The sequence below is a fragment of the Chitiniphilus eburneus genome (genome assembly GCF_005048205.1).
Taxonomy (GTDB): Bacteria; Pseudomonadota; Gammaproteobacteria; order Burkholderiales; family Chitinibacteraceae; genus Chitiniphilus; species Chitiniphilus eburneus.
Window position 1 is genome coordinate 39,756 of record NZ_SUMF01000006.1, and the last position, 17,312, is coordinate 57,067.

10 protein-coding genes are annotated in these 17,312 nt (G+C 55.7%); 2 read left to right on the forward strand and 8 right to left on the reverse strand.

What is annotated here, in order from left to right:
• Positions 1–254 precede the first annotated feature (254 nt).
• Positions 255–6,881 (reverse strand): anti-phage protein ProA, encoded by a 6,627-nt coding sequence (gene proA / locus FAZ21_RS07995; RefSeq protein ID WP_211243407.1) that lies wholly within the window; start codon positions 6,879–6,881, stop codon positions 255–257.
• A gap of 156 nt (positions 6,882–7,037) precedes the next feature.
• On the opposite strand from proA, the gene FAZ21_RS08000 reads away from it, so the two are divergent.
• Positions 7,038–8,240, forward strand: a complete 1,203-nt coding sequence (locus FAZ21_RS08000) for a Fic family protein (RefSeq protein ID WP_211243408.1) — start codon at positions 7,038–7,040, stop codon at positions 8,238–8,240.
• 56 nt (positions 8,241–8,296) lie between these two features.
• Here FAZ21_RS08000 and FAZ21_RS08005 read toward each other — a convergent pair whose 3' ends face one another.
• The 4 genes from FAZ21_RS08005 to FAZ21_RS08020 are packed head-to-tail and all read right to left on the reverse strand — an operon-like array spanning position 8,297 to position 14,693.
• On the reverse strand, positions 8,297–9,157 hold the full coding sequence (locus FAZ21_RS08005) for a DUF7281 domain-containing protein (protein ID WP_136772745.1): 861 nt from the start codon (positions 9,155–9,157) through the stop codon (positions 8,297–8,299).
• Positions 9,154–10,389, reverse strand: coding sequence for a hypothetical protein (locus FAZ21_RS08010; RefSeq protein WP_136772746.1), 1,236 nt, complete (start codon positions 10,387–10,389; stop codon positions 9,154–9,156). The genes FAZ21_RS08005 and FAZ21_RS08010 overlap by 4 nt, the downstream gene beginning before the upstream one ends.
• A gap of 4 nt (positions 10,390–10,393) precedes the next feature.
• Positions 10,394–11,017 carry a RasGAP domain-containing protein gene (locus FAZ21_RS08015; protein WP_136772747.1) on the reverse strand — a complete coding sequence of 208 codons (624 nt, stop codon included), beginning with the start codon at positions 11,015–11,017 and terminating at the stop codon, positions 10,394–10,396.
• The gene (locus FAZ21_RS08020; RefSeq protein ID WP_136772748.1) at positions 11,010–14,693 is read right to left on the reverse strand and encodes an ATP-binding protein; all 3,684 of its coding nucleotides are present in this window, start codon (positions 14,691–14,693) and stop codon (positions 11,010–11,012) included. The genes FAZ21_RS08015 and FAZ21_RS08020 overlap by 8 nt, the downstream gene beginning before the upstream one ends.
• Before the next feature lie 140 nt (positions 14,694–14,833).
• Between FAZ21_RS08020 and FAZ21_RS08025 the strand changes: the two genes are divergently transcribed.
• A complete protein-coding gene (locus FAZ21_RS08025) occupies positions 14,834–15,652 on the forward strand; it encodes a BrxR family helix-turn-helix transcriptional regulator (RefSeq protein ID WP_211243409.1) in 819 nt (272 codons plus the stop codon).
• Positions 15,653–15,775: 123 nt separating this feature from the next.
• Here the strand turns inward: FAZ21_RS08025 and FAZ21_RS08030 are convergent, their stop codons facing one another.
• Genes FAZ21_RS08030 through FAZ21_RS08040 form a run of 3 tightly spaced genes read right to left on the reverse strand, consistent with a single transcriptional unit; the run spans position 15,776 to position 17,302 of the window.
• Positions 15,776–16,390 (reverse strand): HAD family hydrolase, encoded by a 615-nt coding sequence (locus tag FAZ21_RS08030; protein ID WP_136772749.1) that lies wholly within the window; start codon positions 16,388–16,390, stop codon positions 15,776–15,778.
• A complete protein-coding gene (locus tag FAZ21_RS08035; protein ID WP_246038557.1) occupies positions 16,375–16,944 on the reverse strand; it encodes a 3'-5' exonuclease in 570 nt (189 codons plus the stop codon). Before FAZ21_RS08035 ends, FAZ21_RS08030 begins: the two co-directional genes overlap by 16 nt.
• A gap of 40 nt (positions 16,945–16,984) precedes the next feature.
• A complete protein-coding gene (locus FAZ21_RS08040; RefSeq protein ID WP_136772751.1) occupies positions 16,985–17,302 on the reverse strand; it encodes a hypothetical protein in 318 nt (105 codons plus the stop codon).
• Positions 17,303–17,312: the final 10 nt, after the last annotated feature.

The window sequence follows — 17,312 nt, forward strand, 5'->3', positions numbered from 1 at the left end:
AAACAAGATACAGGAACCTAGAAAATTAAAAGCCTCGAAATTCGAGGCTTTTAATTTTTAACAGTGTAAGATTTTGTGTCGTCGAGTGACAGATAATTTTTCAATCGCACGTGATAAGAATCAGTCCCTTGGTTACAAGAACGACATTCACATCTGTTCGATGGCGACACACAATTTTTCATTAGCAGCAGAATACGGCGCATGATTTTTCACTCGCATCGCCGTCTTCTACATTATGTGCCGCCACTTTCCGCTCAAGCAGTTATCGCTCGAATTGCGGCCTCCAGTCGTGGGCGACTAGCTGCCCGTAGTTTCATGAGCCCAAGCTGTCTGGCCATCTGCACCAGCGTCCACTCCTCACCTTTGGTCGGATCAAACACTAAGGCGGCTAGAGATCGAAGCTCTTCGGCGCAAACCTCGTCAATCGCTCGCTGCTGCTCGTTCGCTGGTGGTCGCCAGGATACTGCCGAGCCGGGGGCAATTGCTTCTGGCCAGTAGAAGGTACCAACCTCTTCTTCAGATGTTCGGCAGCACTTGCGGGCAACCTCCTCTACGCGCTCCACGATCCTGCTTCCCGTGCGCTGCCATCCATGAGCTCTACTGATCCGGCGCGCCAACACCGCATCAAGAACTGGCCCCTCTGTCGCAACAATCAGCGCGATCATCTCGGCCAATACAGACTCGTATGACAGCTCAAAAAATGCATCCGCGTTCGCAGTTGTTGCGAAATGAGAAAGGTCTGTCTCTACAAATGACATCTGTGGCTGGCTCGCACTTCCTACCGCTTGTGCAACCGCATTGCGAGCATACTGTTCTTCTGCATGAAGCTCTCCCAAGGGCAGCTGACCTGTAGTGGGATCGCCTGATGCCGGCTTCTGTGCGTCGCGGGGAACAGAGGGGCTGTTTGCCTTCGCGATTGCGGCGTCAGCAGCCTGTTTTGCGACTTCTCTTTCGGCTTCGAGTGCACGCCTTGCCCGGCTCGACTCCAGCAGTGTCTTCAACTGCTGATCCAAACGATCTAGCGTGCCCGGTCTATCCACCCACCAATCCGTCGACCATACGCGCAAGATCTCCCAGCCAAGACCTCTTAGGACTTGCTCTCGCAATTTGTCTCGGTCTCTGGCTGTGGCGGAGCGGTGGTAAGTTGCGCCATCACACTCAATACCCGTCAAGTACGTGCCACGCGCATCTGGATGAACCACCCCGAGATCAACACGGAACGCAGATGCCCCGACTTGGGTATGCAATTCCCAACCTCGCGCGGCCAGCGCTGCTGCTACGGCCTCCTCAAAGGGGCTCTCAAAGTCTCCCAAGCTACCGCGTGTAACTTCTGCCAGCGCTCGGGGCCCCCTCTCTGCAAACTCAAGGAAGTGCTTCAAGTCTCGGACACCGTGCGCCTGAGTGCGGGACAGATCCATCTGCTCCGACTTGAGGCTGGAGAACACTCGCAGTTCTTGGCGAGCTCGTGTGATAGCTACGTTCAAACGGCGCTCACCGCCATCACGGTTCATCGGGCCAAAATTCATTGACACCGCACCGCTCGGGTCTGGCCCGTATGTAATCGAGAAGTACATGATGTCCCGCTCATCACCTTGAACACTTTCCAAATTCTTGACGAACAAAGGTTCAAGCTCAGCTTCCGAGAAATACGGCTCTAGAGAGGGATCCTTCCGCCGCTCTTCATCAAGTAAATCTTCGATGAGCTTTTGTTGCTCGGTATTAAACGTCACGACCCCGATAGTCAGCTCAGATTCACGGAATCCGGGAGACTTAAGGCGCGCGACAATGTCAGCAACCAGCGCCTTAGCTTCCGGTTTGTTGACTCTCGCGCCACCCTTCTCATACACCCCGTTGGTGAAATGGAAATTCACCGCACGATCTTCAGTTACTGGTGATGGGAACGTGACCAAGCCACCGCCGTAGTAGCGATGGTTTGAGAATGCAATAAGGCTTTCATTACGGCTTCGGTAATGCCACGACAAATTGAGAGTTGGCAAGTTGGCACCAAGGCACTCATCGAGAATGCTCTCCATCTCGCCTTCAACATCTTCATCATCGACGGAAGATTCCGCCCTATCGAAGAAAGCGGTGGGGGGCAATTGCTTGGGATCACCCACCATCACCACTTGCTTACCACGAGCAATGGCACCAATTGCATCCCAGACTGCGATCTGAGAGGCCTCGTCGAATACCACGACATCAAATTGCTCAGTATCTGGCGCGAGGAACTGGGCGATTGAGAGCGGGCTCATCAACAAGCAAGGAGTGAGCTTGGTCAGTGCAGATGGAATGCCACTGATGAGTTCGCGCAGTGGCAAATGTCCGCGCTTCTTGGTGATCTCTCGGCGCAGCAAGCCCCACTCAGAATTTCGCGTGACATCGTCTTGAGAAGGAAGACCAGAACACAAACTCGCACGCACCCAGGCTCGGGTTAACTCAGTGAACTTCTCATCAAGGCGACGGAAATCAGCGATACGTTTCTCATGCTCCGCAGAAACGAAGGTTCGAATTACCGGTTCATTGTCCACGACGGCATTCAACCACCAACGGCAGTAGTTCGTCTCAAAAGCGGCACGAATAGCGCCGAGCTCTACCCTTTTAGCTTCTATGCTGGCTACCAAAGGCTCTAAGCCAATAGAAACCGCTTGTTGCCTGACTTTCCTCCATGCACACCACGCATTCAGCTTTGTTTCCTGCTGGAGAATCGCATTGCAATGAGTAAGCAAGGAGGCAAGATCGGTCTCACTAAAATCAGCATGCCCTTGCTCTGAAAAACTACCTTGCTGTGCTAGTTGATCGATAGCCGGCTGAAGCTTGGACCAAGCGACCATGTACTTCTGACCAGCCGCCACGACGCGACCGTCGTGATCGAGCAGTGCATTACCATCAACGACCAGATGTTGAAGCGCTGAAGAGATGCTCGGAATGTCTGCAGGGCCTGCCGCGAGATTAGCAATCGCTGTAGCGATTGCTCCCTGAAAACTAACAGCTTTATCCACCTCCTGGATATCCGTTTCAAGGTCGTGCCAGAGCCCGCTTGTTGTGTCTTTTAGCTCTGCAAACGCGTTGAGTTTACTTTCGACTGAAGCGCGGTGGCGTAATGTCGTGTGGTCTTGGTAAAAGCGCTCACCACACACACCCTGTGCAACTTCGGGGATATCCTCTTCCAAATAACCACATGGACGAATCACTTCCAGTCGCTTGGCAAACTGAAGCGCCGCCTGCAAGGCAGATGCGTTGGTATCAAGACCTTTCCAAAGCCCTTCCGTCTGCGTTTCCAGTCCGGTGAATTCATTGATTGCTTGATCGAGCTCGACCAACTTTCTAAGCTTTTGCACTTCAAGTGCAAGTCCCTCGCCCGCTCGTCCTGCAGCCAGTACGTCCAAACCGTCGTCGGACCATGCACCACGTTCACGGGCCGCTTTCAACGCATCTTGAAGCTTTAAAGCGGCACGCAAATGCTCAGGTCTGGATTTCAATCCCTGCCATAGTCCAACTACTTCAGGACCAATATCTAGTTTTGCAATCTCACTCCGGGTATCTCGGATACCAACAAGCGTAGCCAAGTCATCCGAGATATTTGGCTCGCCTTGTCCTGCGACCAATGCCTCAAGCGCTTGCCGCACCTTCCGCTTCCCGAGCCAAGACATTGGCCAAAGAGACTGCTCAGCCTTTGCGAATTCGCGCTGCAGTTGATACACATTTAGCTGCTCAATACCGTCCGTGTAACGTACGGATAGTCTTTTCTCCAGCTTGCCAATCTGTTCAAACAGGTCAATGCCTCTACGTAGACCATCTTGTGTTTCGCGAGGCCAAGGTAATGCGAGCGCGCTATGGACTTCACGTCGATGAGCCAACACGCCCAGCGCCACTTCCACATTTGCAGTTAACGTAACTGGCCACCCAGAGGACAGTTGCTTTGTCAGTACATCGTGCTCTACGAGTAGTTTGCTCCCCTCCTGAAGTCGCTCTGAAATCACCTTTGCGTCAGGTCGGAATACAAATCTCCAATCTTTCCCTGCTGCTTGGGGCAAAGCACGAGAGAGCGCCGCCAATGCAGCACGCGGCCGCTTGGTTAGGACCACTGCAGAAAGGCCAATGACGTCGAGAAAACTCTGCGCGGCCGAACGGACGTTTTCGGCAACGGGAATCACCGCCTTTGCTGCATCGATCAGTGCCTGCTGCCACGTTGGCGACCAGTCGCCGTTCTGAATCGGCGAGAGCGGCCCCGATGCCAACGCTTGTTGACCAACAGCCGAAGCGTTGACCTCAAGGCGATCTACCACGTCTCTTAATGTGTCAGTGTCCTTCACGCTATGCGCTGCGTGAGACGACCAGGAAAGTCCTACGACGGGGACATCAACACCCTCAACGACAATACCGATGGCCTCATAGATGCTACGACCATTGCTATGCCGATGATGCAGGCGCTCAACATAACCATTCAGCTGTTCGCGCAAGGTCTTCAGGCGCTCGGCCTCTGCCTTCCAGGCATCAGCATCGATCACGCCTTGCGCCTCCCACGCTGTTTTTAGCTGAGCCAAGACGTCAAGTTTTCGGGCTTTGCTGGAATGCAGCTCTAGGCAGAACTCACCCAATTTCACCTCACGAAGTCGTCGATACACCACGTCCAGTGCGGCAATCTTCTCCGAGACAAATAGAACCCGTTTACCTTCTGCAAGGCATTGGGCGATGAGATTGGAAATCGTCTGGCTTTTACCCGTACCAGGTGGACCAATAAGGACGAAGTCTTTGCCTCTAGCAGCCGCCATTACTGCCGAGAGCTGAGAGGAGTCAGCGGGCAAGGGGCAGAAGGTGTGCTCCGGGCCAAAATCACGATCCAAAGTTTTCGGGCTCGGGAAACTGGCATGTCCCGCATAGGGGTCACGGGGCGTATCGATGAGATGCTTGACGACAGGGTTGAGCCTTAGCTGATCAGTGCGCTGTACCAGGTCAACCCACATCAGGTATTTGGCAAACGAGAACATGGATAGCACCACGTCCTCTGAAACCTCCCAACCCTTGATATCTTTAATGGCTGCGGAAACGGTTCGCCAAATCTTGGCGATATCCAATCCCGATTCATCACGATCTAGCTCTCCCTCTTTGATGCCGAGCTCGAGCTTGAAGTCTTGTCGCAACATCTCGACGAGAGTTGGGTTAAAGCGAGGCTCGTCGTCGTGAAGTGTCAGGGTAAATCCAGATCGGACACTTTTACGTTGCAGCGTAACGGGAATAAGAATGAGGGGCGCCCGGTACTTGTGATCCGGTTTGTCATCCCGAGTCCAGTTCAGGAAGCCGAGCGCCAGGAATAGCGTGTTTGCGCCACCCTCTTGCAAAGTAGTTCTTGCTGCCCGAAACAGCTCAACCAGACGAACATCCAGCTCTTCCTGAGCAAGTCCGACAAAAACCTCTCGCCGTTTAAGTGCATCCAGTGCATGTGCCCTGCGAAGATTTTCACGCTCGCGACTTTCATGGATGGCTTGGTCTCGAAGGTCGGAGCCGTCCATCAGATCGGGGCGAGTCAGTAACTTAATTTCTTTCCCATCTGCGACCAAATCCTCAAGCGCGCCAGGGTCCGGGGCCTCCAGCTTCAAGGATTTCTTGCCGGCCCTAAAATTCAGCAGATTGTTACGGAGAGAGAGATCAAGCAGTTTGCGTTGCCAGCGCGCCAAACGATCCTTGGGATCCAAGGACGCAACATCCTGAATATCATCATCCTCATCCGGCAGTTCCGGCGCCTCCTCGAAAGGCGCCTCCCCACTTGATTCAGGTGCATCTGTCTGTGCTGCGACAACTTGAGCGTCGGTACTTGCAAGGGGCTTGATACGTTGGAGTCGCGCTCGACGAACATCAACCGCCAGCTCAAAAGACTCTGCTTTTTCCTCTGCGATCTGGCCTGCGCCATGCTCAGTGGCGTACAGAAAACTTACGGGTGGACGCTGCGTAACGAGCGTCGTCTCGAAAAGCACTAACTCCTTAAGCTTTACCCGTTTACGCAATGCGGTCACATCATCAACGACCGCTGTTGAGAACTCTTCCGCCTTTAACCATACGCCGGCAAAAGCGTGTCCTCGCGTAAATATGAGAATGGGGTTTAGCCCTGCCTGCTCGATGGCGGAGCAAAACAGCAACGCAAGATCGAGACAGGTGGCAAGCCCAGAGTCGGCAATCTGCCCAGAAGAACGAATCTTCTGACCAGTGTGCTCAAAGCTTGCTGGCGGCAGCGCATAGTCGAGCTTCATGGCCACAACCGCACCCCAAATCGCCGATGCAAGCTCCCAGGCTCGCTTTGCCCCCCCCTTGTATCCATCCAGGGCGGCATCTTTTCCGTGCTCTCTCAGTACGTCAGCCGCCTTCTTCAACAGACGGTCAATCGCAGGCTCGTTCGGCTGGACGAATGCCGCAACCATATCCGGCATGTATGCAATGCCACCCCATTGATTTCGGGGCAACAGCTCTACCACCTTGCTCACCGTGACAGGCTGATCAGGGGCTTCAGCCTCAACGTGCCGGAGGGTGATTGTTACCGTTGCCTGCTCAGCCTCGGTCAAGTGACTAAACAAAACACCATCTAGCTGAACATCTAGATCTTGTAGTCGATAGGTCTGGCCTGCGCCGACCGAATCCAAGCGCCAAGTTCGTGGCCTTACAAAGGCGGGGATCGCTTCGAGAACGACTTCGAGCGCTTTCGAATCCTGCTCCAACGTGCTGACGACGCGAAGTTCTCGGATGAGGGGGACAGCGTTTTGGAAATCAGCCAAGTTCAGCTTGGCCGCGAGTGTTGCCTCGATTTTCAGTTCACGAACGACCTCTTGCTGAGCCGCTTCTGATTGCTCTTCGACTGGTTTCCCTTGGGAATCCATTGCGATTTCTGCCATGCGCATACCCCTGACGTCATTTCTACACGGGCCGTCTGGGGCCCTCCTCAAGTGCGACTTATAAGTTTTCACCTTAAGTCAGTCTTCTAATGCTTAGAACCAGTGTATTCAAGCACCTTGCATCAGCAAAGCCCAATATATCTGGAAGCCCCATCATTGCGACGCGCCACCTTCATTCGACGCTGTTTTTGCGGTGAATGGCTTGCCTACGCGGTAAATGACCACCATAATCACCGCATGAATAGCGGCGATTATCTCTACATTTGGCAGGCTTCCGACTGGCCCCGCTGGCGCTACGATCTCGCAGCGTTGGCTGAGCCAATGGCGCGGGTCAGTCATGCTCAAGGGCTGCTCTTAGGTCGATTAGCCGACATAGGCTTTGGTCTGCGCGACGAGGCCTGCTTGGCTGCGCTGACGGATGACGTCCTCAAAACCAGCGAGATCGAGGGCGAACACCTGAACGTCGCTTCGGTACGTTCTTCCATCGCTCGCCGTCTAGGGGTGGACATCGGCTCTCTCGCACCCGTTGATCGCCACGTTGAGGGTGTCGTGGATATGGTGCTCGACGCCACGAGCAACAGTGCTCGCCCACTCACCACAGAACGCCTCTTCGCATGGCATGCGGCGCTGTTTCCAACTGGGTATTCCGGTCTTAGCAAGATCAGCACCGGTATATGGCGGGATGACGCCCATGGGCCTATGCAAGTGGTGTCAGGTCCAGTCGGGCGCCAAAAGGTGCATTACGAAGCGCCGCCTGCGGAGTACCTTGCATCAGAAATGGAGCGCTTTCTATCCTGGATGAATGACCCCAAGGCCACGGAGCCGGCCTTGATCCGCGCCGGACTGGGCCATCTGTGGTTTGTTACCTTGCATCCGTTTGATGATGGCAACGGCCGCATTGCCCGTGCTATTGGTGATCTGCTGCTGGCCCGTGCTGATGGCAGCCCACAGCGGTTCTATAGCTTGTCCGCGCAGATCCAGCGCGAGCGCAAGGCTTACTACGATATGCTGGAACGCACGCAGAAAGGCACGCTGGATGTCACCGAGTGGCTGCTGTGGTTCTTCCAGATGCTGCACGAAGCGGTAAACCACGCCCAAGGGATGCTGGACGTCGTACTGGTAAAGGCCCGGTTCTGGCGGCGGCAGCAAGGCACCCCCTTGAACGCACGCCAGATCAAGGTGCTCAACCGCCTGCTGGATGGGTTTGAAGGCAAGCTCACCACCAGCAAGTGGGCCGCGCTAGCGAAATGCTCCTCCGATACTGCGCTGCGAGATATCAACGAGCTGCTTGAGCGAGGTGTCCTGCAACGCTCTAATTCGGGGGGAAGAAGTACCAGCTATGAGTTGAAAACCGACTGAGGCAGTACAAAGCACTTTGCTTGCAATGGTTAGACAGCAAACGGTCGCAGTACAGTTTAACCGGGGGCCTTGTCATGACCATGTTGATGCAGCCACTCCTGAGGCACGGCATTTTCTGCTTCCAGTATCAACTGCCAGAGACGCTGAATGTCAGAATTGGTCGTAGCCCCTATGGAATCAATGGAACTAGCCAGTTGATCAGTATAGCGATCATGGAATCTGGACTGCCGGAGTAAGCTACGCAAGACCTCATCATGCGGTGCCAACACCCCGGTCAAATGAGGCAGCCTTGATGCGATGGCGAGCCCAGACGGATCGTAGTCTGGTGCGGACCATACGGGACGCCCGTAGGCCTCCAGAAAGCGTACAGAGGCTCCGGCACTGGCTATGCCGTGTCCGCCCCGCCAAAGCACCAGAGGGTTAGACGACACGCGGCTCAAATCGACCTGCAGGGTATCAATCACCTCGAAGGTCTCCCAGTTTTCCACGACCACCACATCCTGATGTTGCAAGGAGGTCAGTGCCTGCTGTGTGGACCATTCTAGATTGGCCCCGGGTGGGAGTAGTAGCGACGTCCCATTCGCCATCAACGGGCGACCCTGGAATGTCTTGATGGAAATCCGATCGCATCGTACGCCGGTACCGGACCATTTTTCATCTGGGCCCAGCATCAGTGCCTCGGATCGACTGACATGGTCCCAGGAGTCAGATGAGGCATCCGGGTCCACTTTTTCGGCGATCAGCCATTTGCGGATCCGGACTTTATGGGACTCACTGAAAATGATCTTCCGGCCGCTGAGCACGCCAATGCCGCTGTCTTCAACAAATTGCTTGAGCACCTTCGAGCTATCGAACTCATTACGGCTAGGCTGCTGGATGACCCTCAACAGGCTGATCGCGGTCGCCTTGCTTATCATGCATGAATCCTTGAAAGCAGGATGTCGGATAAGGGGATGTTGCCGCACCAATGCGGAGTCAGCTCCGTGACATGCTCAAACCGGATATCCGCATTGCGCTCCAGATCGTTCTCCTGTTCCCGCAACAAGCACAGCAGCCAGATGTCATCATCAATTCCTGCCAACTCAGTTTGGCCTGCCTTCCAGCTCACCGCAGAGACTGGCTCCATACCGAGCCCATTGATCAATGACAGGATAGCCATCTCCCAGGGCTGGATGGCCATAACACCTTCATCGGGCTCCAAGGCGGTGTCGGGCAGCAATGAGCCCAAACGGGGCGGCGGGATCTCCTTCAGTTTGACCTCAGGGATGCTCCTAGCAATTTTGAGGAGATCCTCATCAAATTCGGGATTCTGGACATCAGCATGAGCTCTCAGCGGCAGTGGGCGGGCCCGCTTTGCCCATTCAGGGATCGCCATAGTGTCATCGAGCTCTCCAGGCGAATAACTTGGATTCCGCTTCAGATAGAGTTCAAATGCCCGCATCCGTTTGGCCACCAGCTCAATGTGGCGGGTCTTGTGCAGATAAGCCTGCAGGATGGCCGTAATGTCCAGTAATTGAGCGCGCCACTCCGGTAGGTGCTTGGCGATCTGTGACTGATAGACCTCCAGCATGCGGCTACCTTCTGGCAGGGACTCCAGATTATGGGAGAGGTTGCCGGAGTGAATCGCACTCAGGGTCTCGCTGATCCGGGTTGCCCGCTCAAGGTAGAACTCGTTTTGCTTCCGCTTTTCAGTCAGCGTACTTACGTTCGCAAAATTGTTGTCGCACTGGAATCGGAGGGTCAACAGGGCGCCCTGCACGCTATCGGCGATCTCGAAGACCTTGATGTCGAACTCATCGATGTACAGGTCGACATCATCGCTGCGGCCCTCGTAAGCGGCATCCGCAACCATATTCGAGATGTCGGGCAACCGTTCAGCGAGATCCGCCAGATCGGCACCGGATGAAGAATACAGGCGCTCCTTTTGCAGGGTTTCGTCCAGGTGCCGCATCAGCGACGACGTCAAACGGTAAGTGCCCTCACTGCGAGGAAGCAGAATGCCGGCTTGGCGCAGGGCATCAATACCCCGGCCGCCGGCGGGATCATCAGAGCTATCTACGACGCCATGATGGTAAGCAGCAGCCACCAGGCCGCGGTACTTTGACAGCGTCTCCAGATGGAGCAGTACGAGATCAGATTTGGTCGCCATGGAATTAGAACAACGAACCTGTGGGATCTTCGTGATCCACCGTGTCATCGGAGATATTGCTGGTGGTCATCAGGTATTGCGCCACCTCAGTCAGATACTCGACTTTCCCCGTCACCTGGTAGATCTCACGTTCGGCATTGGCCACCACCAGGTACCCATCGCTCACCAGCTCCTTGAAGCAGAGCGCCAGCAAAGAACGCAGCTTCCCGTCACCGGTGCTGCCGCCCGTCAATCTGCTAAGGCTCTGAAACTCTGCGCGCAGGCCGGGATTGCCATCTACCGCCGCCATCAAGGCATGGAACTCGATTTTGTCGCCACGGGAGTAGTACTCTTCCTTATTGGAGGCCCGCATGGCTTTACCAAAGAATTCCACCAGAAAGCGAGTCCGTTGCCACATCTTTGTGAACTCCGCTTTGATGAACCGGCGCTCTTCATCCCCGATGGCTGCATAGGACACGTACCAGGCGCCACCTAACTCGGTGCGGGAGAGCGTCCGTCCTATCCGTGTCAGGTAAGCAATGCAATCCTTCTGGTTGGCGTCGCCGGCGAGGTATCGGAAGGCTTCTGGATACCGGACTTCACAGATGAATTCCCCGGACAGCAATAACGTCATAGCCTGATCAAACATGCTGCACCTCTTTCACCTGCGCGGTATCCATTGGCCAGCCGGCCTGCGTGCGTGGCTCATAAATCCGCCGATCCGCACTGATCGCGCGCCGGTGCTTGAAGGTAGCCAGTACATCAGGCTTGGGGTCGGGACAGGCGGTGACCAGTGTGATGTTGTTGCGCTTAAGGATGTTGACCAGGGTCACGGTATTCCCGGTGTCCAGCGACCCGATTTCATCCAGGGACCAAACGATATTCACAGAGGCCGTGCCGCGGACCCGATTGATGAAGGCCATGAAGAGCAGCACCATGACGATATACGAGAGACCATTCGATGAAATGTGTTCCAGATCCTCGGCCTTCTTGAATGGCCGGCGCTTTCCGTTCTCAATGACTTCACCCTGGATACGGACAAGACTGGATAGCTCCGCCTGAATCCCATCCCGGAGTTGCCAGTGATCCAGCAGCTCCCTTAGCGCCATGGAGAACGCCGGGGGAGGGAGTTCAGCCAGATCACCGGCCATCCATTCGAGGCGGGATTCCGCCACCTTCTCCACCGTGGCCCAGTACTCCAGCTCGCGGATTGAAGAGACGATCTCGACGGTCAGGCCGCCAATGCTTTTGAAGCCCTGATTCGCATTGATGTTGTCCTGCAGCTCACGATTGAACTGCTGAACCTTGTGATGAAACACCGTCATGCGATCACGGAAGTCCCCCACGGCATCCGCAATGGTACGGGCCTCAATAAGCAGGATGCGGCGAAAATCCTTGTGCGCCACTTGATACCAATCCTTGAAGACTGGAACCCACTCGCGCGGGGAGTCGGCACGATCCGGGCCCATCGCCTTGCGCTGGGCTTCGAAATACTGGTCAGGCGGGGATTGACGACGGTCGGTAAAGGCACGCTTCAAGGCCGTGATTTCATCACGAAGCGCAGCCTCGCATTTATCCAGGCCTCGAAGTTGGCTCATGGCCAGATCGACCAGCACGGTAAGTTTCCATGCCTCGCTATACGCCGGGAGATCGTCCATATTCGGCGGGAATGCCAGCAGGACCTGGCGCTGGCTGGTGATGTGGTGCTGCTCCTTATCAATCGCGGTAAGGTCCTGCGTCAACCGATGAAGCTGCGCCTTGTAACGCTCGGACTTGTCGAACCAGTCCTTATCCAGCCGCTCCTTGTCTGTGAGGATCGTTGATTTATTGCGCTCTGACTGCGCCAGCCGCATCTCAAGATCGCCCTTTTGCGACCATTCTGACCCCAGCCATACCCGCCATTGGGCAACAAGGTTGCGGGAGGTCGTGATTTTGCTCAGCTTGATTCCAAGTGCGCTGATCTGTTGCTCCAACTCCGTCAGCACCGCGGTATCTACGCCACTTTCCTGCAGCTTGGCCAGGCGCTCGTTATCGATTGCGCTGCACTGGCTAGCGTAGTGCGCCTTGGCTTCATCCTCGGCGGCCTTTATAAGGGCCAGTTGTTCGTTCAGAGCACCCAGCAGCTCACGTTTCATTGCCTGGAAGCGGATCTGGATGGCCTGCAATTCGACCTTCAGCTTGCCGCGGTGTGCATTCAGCGCCAGGCGTGCTGTTTCGGCAGCCTGATTGGCATCAGTAAGCCGCGCCCTGGCGGCAGCGCCGGCGGTGTCTCGGCTTTGCTTTACATCGCGCCGGGCGCTCTGCAACACGATGTTCTCGGAATCCAACGCCTTTGCTGCCACTGAGGTCAGAGCAGACAATTCATCGCGCCGTCCCTCTGCCGCTTTGAGTTGGCGGCTGGCGGTTGCAAGCTCGCCCTCCTGCTGAACGACCCGGGCATTCAGTTCCCGCAATACGGTCTGGGCCTGATCAACGGCGGACTGGAGCGCGATTTCATCGGCGGCCAGGGGCGTACTCAAGGCCTCCAAATCGATCTGCAATCCATAGATGCTGTCATTGAGGGTGACCAGGGCCGGGGAAAGGTCTGGGCGGGCGAGCAAATCCTCGCGTATCACCTTGGCAATATCCTGCGCCCAGTCGGTGCGATTGGTGCGAAGGAAATGAAGCAGACTTCGCTCATCGGGGCAGGCCTGTTTGACCAGAGCATCAACCCGGTCGGATTCATCCGCTGCCTGCTTGCGCATCCCGGAAAGCAGCTGCTCCGCCTTATTGTATTCCTGCTTTGCTTCACCAAGCGCCTTCCTGGCCTCTTCCTCTTGCGCCTGAGCATTCAGGTGCCGGCCACGGCAGGCCTCCACTTTGTCCTCCTGAGCCTCAAGTGCAGCGACCAGGGCTGGATCTGGCTGGGGATTGTTGGCCTGCGCGCGCGCAGCACCAATGGCTTCGTTGGCTGAGGCGATATCCTGCTCAAGTGGCGCCTCGGACGCATCTGACTGTGCCCGGGCTGCAGCTTCTTCTTCATGGGTAGATTGCTGCAGATCGCTCAATCGACCCTGGTAGCCCGAGTTGGCCGTTGAGCGCTCCCGATCAAACTGATGCAACACCTCCTGGTGGGCCAGCTTCATCGTGTCGAGGATCTTCCGGTATTCGTCCTCAATATTGGACTGCTGATCCAGTAATGCACTGCGCCGGCTTGTCAGCTGCTGCTGCTCCTGCAGAAGCACGGTTTCCTGATCGAGCAACTTGGCCAGCCCGACCAGATCCTGCTTCTCGTAGTCGGCATGCTTTTGCCGCAAGGCATTGAGCTTGACCTGACAATCCCCAATCTCCCTGTCGATTTCGGCCAGTGACTCGGTAATGGCCAACTTGGCTGACTTGAAGGCGGACTCGTCTTGCTCTTTGGCGGCGGTAATATCCAGTAGCGCACCATTTTTCTCTGATTTGCGTTCATCCAAGGCAAGGCTGAATGAGACAAACCGGCCGTGGATATTTCGGAGCTCTTGCTCAGTGCCCATTATCCCGTCATACGCATCCTGCACATTGGCCATACGGGTGGCCTCATCCATCACAGCTAGGTAGCTGTCACATGAATCAGGCCAGGCATCAATTTTCTTGCGCTCGGCGCCAAGCGAAATGTTGGCATTCGTATCCGTTACCGTGGAGACGATCATCCGCTGAAGATCGGTGAAATTCGATTTGCGGGCGAACATACCGAACACGATCCGCTCAATGTGGGGGAGGGGGTGTGCGCTGGGACAGAAGGCATAGTCAGCCAAATCCCGCCTGTGCTGCTTGAGGTCGGAACCGTGCGCCCGCTTACCCTGGATAATGGCCCGGTACTGGTCCAGTGGCATTTTTCGGGTGAAGTCGAGCCCATGCTGCTTCAGGCGCTCCGGCAGGTTATTGCTGGCAATCAGGCTGGCACTATCATCCAGAACGAACCACTCTCGCTGATAGCCCCCCCGGACGAACCGGTATTCAACGCCCTCACCGGTAGGATCCGATGTCAGCACGGCACAGCATAAAGCCTGATCGCGCCGGTATTCGAAAATGACATAGGAAGTCGAGCGCGGAAGGTAGTACTTGGCAAAACTGCCCTGGTTACTCACCGGCTTTACGATCCGGTCTGGACGTTCCCCGAAGAATGCCGGTATCAGCTGCAGCAGCGAGGTCTTACCCCGGCCGTTACCACTGACCAGTGCGGTGCCGCCTTCGATAGGCAGCTCAGTAATTCTGCCCTCGGTGTAGGAGTCAACCAGAATGAGGCGGATCAACGCATAGCGTGCAAGGCCGTCATTCGAGTCATGATTGCTCGACTGTTCCATTCCTACCCCCAAGATCGTTTATGTTGATTTTGACAATATATAGCAATAAGCTACCTGTAGCTAAAAGTAACGTTTACTCCTACACTTGTCAACGCGACAAGCACACCGCGCCTCGGGGATCAGGGGCAGGACCCCCGTCAGTGACTATCAAGAAAACGCCGAAGGCCATCCCGGACGACAAGGAATGGTCGACCACTGTATTGAAGAGAATGCAGCACATTGAGCGCTGCCTTTTCTGGCGTGGTGAGCTCAAGCGCGCAGATCTGATCGAAGAGTTCGGGATCAACCCGATTCAGGCTGCCAAGGATTTCAAAGCCTATATGGAGCGCTTTCCTAACGCGATGGAGTACCGGAAGTCCCTCAAACGGTACGTACCGCTCCCCCATTTCAAGCCGTCATTGATCTCACCAACTTCCATCGATGACTTCAGTCATATGGCGTCGAAATCCGTGCCATTGGCGACCTGGCCATTGCCGGCAAGGGTGGCAGCACCATCGGTGCTCCAGGTGATGGTCTCAGCCACCAGGGAGCGCCAGGATGTAGAAGTGAGGTACCAATCCATGACCGGCGAGCAGTCAAAATGGCGCTGGTTGGCACCCCACGCTTTTGCCTCCGATGACGAACGCTGGCATGTGAGGGCTTATTGCCATATCCGCAATGATTTTCGAGATTTTGTGTTGGGCCGAATTATCGAGACCCGTGGTACGAGGGATTCAAAAGTCAGCAGTAGCGCGGATCATGACTGGAATACCATGGTCGACGTGTTGATCATGCCCAATCCAAGTCTTGAGCCTGGTCAGCGCCAGGCAATTGCGGCGGAGTATCGGATGCCTCCAGATCGCATGGAGCTTATCCTGAAAGTACGGAAATCCATGGTGTTCTATCTGAAGGCTAAATTTGATGGGGAGCCAACCGGGAATCCGGCCGCTCAGCAACTGTTTGTGACCGTTCTAGGCTAAAAGTCAGCTATCGTAACCGGCGTGGTTCTGACAATGCCGGCTTTTCCCGCGCTGGCACCAAGCACAAACCGGCCCCAGCAACTTCTACGCTACAAACTTGCAGGCTTTCCCATATTATTTGGATTAACCCGTGAGTCCCTCGGTCATCACTTGAAGCGCCTGCGGCTTCCCGCGTTCAATTAGCCGGGCTTGCATACCTATCCGCGTAGGCCCGGCAAAATCTGCCTCGACTGAATCCCCCACAAAAAGCGCCTCTTCAGCTGCACAGCCCAGCTGCTGCACCACATAGGCATAGATTCTTGGATCAGGCTTGATCGCCCCTACATTAAAGCTCCATGCGTAGCAGTCGAGAGGTCGGTCAAGCTGAGCCACGATTGGCGCAGCGTAAGGCTCTGCGAGGTTTGAGCACAGCGCAAGCTTGAGTCCACGGTCACGCAGCGTCGCCAAGGTGCCGTTGACGTCATCGAACAATCGAATGCTCGATAGCTCAGCCTGCAGGTCAGCTTCCAACAGCTGATACAACGCTTCCGGCAGGGAAACGCCGAGTCGGGCCGCCACCTCTGGGAGACCGCCACGCTGTGCCATGACCAGCGCGGCATCATCAGCCTGCGGCTTCCGTCCCTGTTCCTCGGCATAGCGTAGCAGCCGCTTGAATGGAGCACGGCGATCCCGAATTTCCGCCAGGGTGCCATAGACATCGAACACTACCGCCCGAATGGGCTTCAGTACGGTCGCCATACTGGCTTTCTCTCATCGCTGAGTAATCGGTCGCCGGTGATCCACGGCAGCATTCGGGCGATGTTGAGTGCATCGTCCAAGGCGCGATGATGCGCGCCTTCTAACTCCAGCCCGCAGATCGTCAGCGCGCGCGACATGCCGACTTCCTTGCCCACGCGCTGAAGCTTGGTGAACTGCTTTTTGGCATTAATGTGCGGCAAGGCAATTGGGTTGGGGATGCCATGACGGGCGATCTCAAGATCGATCTGCTTGCGATCATAGGCTCCCCAGCTCATCCACACCGATTCGGCTTGGGCGTGTCGCAAAACAAATGCCTGCAACGTCTCGCTGATCTCGGCAAAGGTCGGCGCGGCATCGATGTCCTGCTGCCGGATACCGGTCAGATGAGTGCAGAACTCCGTGAGCACCGGGCGTTCTATGGGGCGCACGAAGGACTGGAACTGGTCAATGACGCGGCCATTCGCGTCGGCGCAGCACGCACCGATCTCGATGATCTCCATCGCATGCGGCGGTATCGCCCCATCGTTACTGCATGTTGCTTCCAGGTCGATCACCAAGATCACATTCAGCCCCCTCTTCTTCTGGCGATTGCATTTATGCGCTCAGCCATTGCCAGACGATTGCGCCCATCAAAAAGAAAATCCCCACCACCACTAGCAGGGCCACCAAAGCCACGATCAACTTGCGGAAGGTGTAGCCGAGGCAGAACAGAATCAGCCCGGACAGCAGATAAATCACCTTGGCTGTTGTGGTGTGCACCATGAAGTACGCCATCGGGCTGAGCCAGCCATGTAGGAAATAGATGCCGATTGCCGTCACCACGGCCGGCACCAGGATGTTCATGGTGGATTCGTTATGCGCGCGCAGCTCCTCGTCGGAGTAAACCGAATCGCCGATGCGATGGAAAGCCATACCTCATCCT